The organism is Bradyrhizobium sp. MI1.3 (assembly GCF_055811695.1).
The window spans coordinates 1-3,283 of sequence record NZ_JBVVPQ010000172.1 but is presented as its reverse complement, the minus strand read 5'-3'; the positions used below and the strand labels follow the sequence as shown (position 1 = coordinate 3,283).

At 62.7% G+C, this 3,283-nt stretch carries 4 protein-coding genes; all 4 read right to left on the bottom strand.

Annotated features, from left to right (window positions below; genetic code table 11):
* Positions 1-33: 33 nt before the first annotated feature.
* Positions 34-2,100 (bottom strand): recombinase family protein, encoded by a 2,067-nt coding sequence (locus AC0L3A_RS40305; protein WP_231145828.1) that lies wholly within the window; start codon positions 2,098-2,100, stop codon positions 34-36.
* A complete protein-coding gene (locus AC0L3A_RS40300; protein WP_231144201.1) occupies positions 2,093-2,329 on the bottom strand; it encodes a hypothetical protein in 237 nt (78 codons plus the stop codon). Before AC0L3A_RS40300 ends, AC0L3A_RS40305 begins: the two co-directional genes overlap by 8 nt.
* A 23-nt stretch (positions 2,330-2,352) precedes the next feature.
* Positions 2,353-2,829 carry a helix-turn-helix domain-containing protein gene (locus AC0L3A_RS40295; protein ID WP_231144202.1) on the bottom strand — a complete coding sequence of 159 codons (477 nt, stop codon included), beginning with the start codon at positions 2,827-2,829 and terminating at the stop codon, positions 2,353-2,355.
* Between the two features lie 138 nt (positions 2,830-2,967).
* Positions 2,968-3,283 (bottom strand): DUF5372 family protein (locus AC0L3A_RS40290; RefSeq protein WP_473256534.1); only part of this gene is annotated, 316 nt, incomplete at its 5' end.

Below are 3,283 nucleotides of genomic sequence, written 5' to 3'. Positions count from 1 at the left end.
CCGCGCGACAAGGCGATTGCTTCATACTGCACCTCATTCTGGTGGTTGCGCGGTGATAGGCGTTGCCTGGGGCGGACTGGAGCGGCGGCCGCCACGGCCCTTGAGGATCGTTGTCTCAGATGCGATCTGCCAGAGACCACGATTCAGGCTGTCTGCGTAGCATTTTCTGATGAGCCCCTGACGGCCCCATTCGTACACGGTGGTTTTGGCGATGCCGAACCTCGTAGCAACCTCGTGAGTCGTGAGCATGCCGCGGCGGCGCAAACGATCGTATCGGCTCGCCAGCTTGTAGGCACCGCGAATGAAGGCAACCTTCTTCAGGCTGAAAGGCTTGCCTTCCCAGGTGCGCCATCCGTCGCGGTTCAAAATGTCGGCGATCTCGCGGTCGCAATGTTGATCGAGCAACCGGTCGACGGTCGCGACAAGCTCGGGCTTGAACTTGCGCAGCTGGGCGATGGGCAGCGGTCGTTCGAGCTTCAATGTGCGCGTAGCCCCGCCGGACAGACGCACGTGGGCGGTGATGTTCTGCGCCTTGATCAACGTCACGTCATCAAGAAGCAAGCGCACGATGCGTTTGCGCTCACGGAAGTCGACGCGCGCGTCGTTCCAGATTTGTGGCAGTTGCTCAGCCAGACCGAGAATACGTTGCCGGGCCGCGGCGCTGAGCGTCGCAGCCTGCTGCTTGCTGCGGCGTTCGTAGTCCTTGGCAGCCTCGGCATGACGGCGCAGCTTGTCGTTCCATTCGGCCTCGAGCGAATCGGCGACGAGACGGTTGTCAGGGTCGACCTTCATGTAGCGCCGGCGGGCAAGCTCGGCATCGTAGCGCAATCGCTCGACATGCTGCCGACGCGCAGTATCCGTCTCGTGGGCACGCATCTCAAGTTCGCGCTGGACTTCCAGACTGACGGCCAGCGTCATCGGCGTCATCATCTCGATCATCAGCGCTGCGACCGCCGCATCGACGATCTTGCCAGGCACCGTTTGACAGATCTTTCCGGCGCGGCGCACGGCACTCTCCTGGCAGACATAGATCGGGACCGTGCTGCTGTGCTCGCGGCTGTAACGCACACCCATGCGTTCGCCGCACAAGCCACATAGCACGCGCCCCTGGAGCAACGCCGGTCCCTCGCGCGCCGGCCCAGAGAGCCGTTCGCCACCGAAGGCGCCGGCATTGTCGGCGAGGCGCCGCTGATTGGCCTCGAACCGTTCCCAATCGATGTAGCCCAGGTGCATGCCCGGCATGACAAACTGCCAGTCCACCCTCGCGACCTTGACGACGCTGACGCCACCGTCGGGGCGATGGCGGGTGCGCGTGCGACCATAGACGAACGCACCGGCATAGCGCGGATTGTGCAGCACCTGGAGGATGCGTGAATGCTGCGGTGGCGCCCACAGGAGGTCGCCTTTGTTGGCACCTGTCCGCAGCCGGCGTGGGAACTGCAAGCCTTGCTCCCGGAAAAAGCGGACGGTCTGGACGGCGCTTCCGGTCCGCTCGAACATCTCGAAGACCAGCCGAATGGCGCTCTGCACCTGGGCGTCGGGATCGAGGCCGATTGTACCGTCAGTTCGATAGACCAGTCCGACCGGTGGACCCATCTCCAGCTCGCCGCGCCGGGCCTTGTTGAGCTGACCACCACGCATGCGCGCTTTGAGAATATGCAGTTCGGCCTCGCTCATGGTGCCTTTGAGGCCGAGCAAGAGGCGATCATTGAAGCCGGCCGGATCATAGATACCGTCTTCGTCGAGAATGAGCGTCGCAGTCAACGCGCACAGTTCGATGAGACGATGCCAGTCCGCGGAGTTGCGCGCCAGTCGCGAGACCTCCAGGCCCATGACGATGCCGGCTTTGCCAAGCGCCACCTCGCTCACGAGTTGCTGAAAGCCGTCGCGTGCGGTGCTGCTGGAACCAGACTTGCCGAGATCGCGATCGATCACATGAATGCGCTCGATCGGCCAGCCCGCTACAATTGCGCGCTCGCGCAGCGCATATTGGCGCTGCGTGCTCTCGCCATGTTCGGCGACCTGCCGCAACGTGGATTGGCGAACATACAGGTACGCATCACGCTTGAGATGGTCGGCCGTGACCTTGAGCTCAGGCATGCATCGGCTCCATAGCGAGGGAGACAAGAATGCCGGCGATGAGGCGGGTGACGTCGCTCGCCGGCGGCGACAGATCGGGCGCGGGCTCGCGGCAAGCGACCGCGGCAAAAGGTTCGTGCCCCAGCGCCCCCATCCATGCAGCCAAACCTTGGCGGCGCAGAATACCGAGGCCGGAACTCGTGGTGACTTCGCCTGACAGGACCGCGCCGCGCAGCTTCTCGTAGACCATCGCTACGTCCGCCGGCGCGACAATCAAGTTGGTGGATGGATTCGTTTTTTTTTGCGCGCCAGCGCCCGCTCCAGGCTGCGTCTGTGCACCTTGACGCCGAAGCGTGCCTCGATTGCGTCGAGACACTGCGAGGTTGTCATCTCCGGCTTTGCCGCTCTGAGATCGGTCACGAAGGCAATGACCTCGGCGGAGACCTTGTGGCCGGCTTTGGGACCGCGCCGGCCTGGCAGTAGACCGGCAAGCCCTGCAGCCTGCAATGCGTTTTGGGCTTTGTAGAAGGTCGGTCGGGTGACGCCGAACCCCGCGGCGGCTTCGCTGATGGCAATGCCGTCGATCTGATGGCGCCGCACCATCTCGTAGCGCACCTGGACCAGGTCCTTGGCATCGAAGAATGGATTGCTGGTGAACAGAACGTCGCGAACGACTTCGGGATTGGGATTGAGGACACCGTCTCGCGCCAGCGCCTCGCTCTTCGGGTCTCGTCGTTTTGGCTTTGCCATGGACGGCCTCGGTGATTCGTAAATATAAATACGCCTCTATATCTTGGATGTAAACCATGAAGTTAGCGCTATATGCTGCATAATGCGGCGATTCGGCGGTGCGGCATTGTTCGTTTTACGTTAGAGGCGTAATTTTCTTTACGCATCGCCGGCGCCCAATCGCCCAGCAAGCCCGTCCAGCGCATCGCACAGCGCCAGCAAATCGGCGGTGCGAAAGGCGGCTCTTCCCGCCGCCACCAGGCGGAACTCGTCCGGGGGGTCGATATTGGTGAACGCGCTTGCGATCGTGCAAAGCCGCCCATCTGCACCCGCATAGACCACCCGGTCCTCGCCCCAATGACGGCGCCGGCAGATCAGCTCAAAGGAGTGGCTGTTCAGCGGATGAAACGGGTGCGTGATCCGCACCTTGAGGCAGGTCGTGCCAACACGGCCCGCAGTTGACGGCTTTCGACAA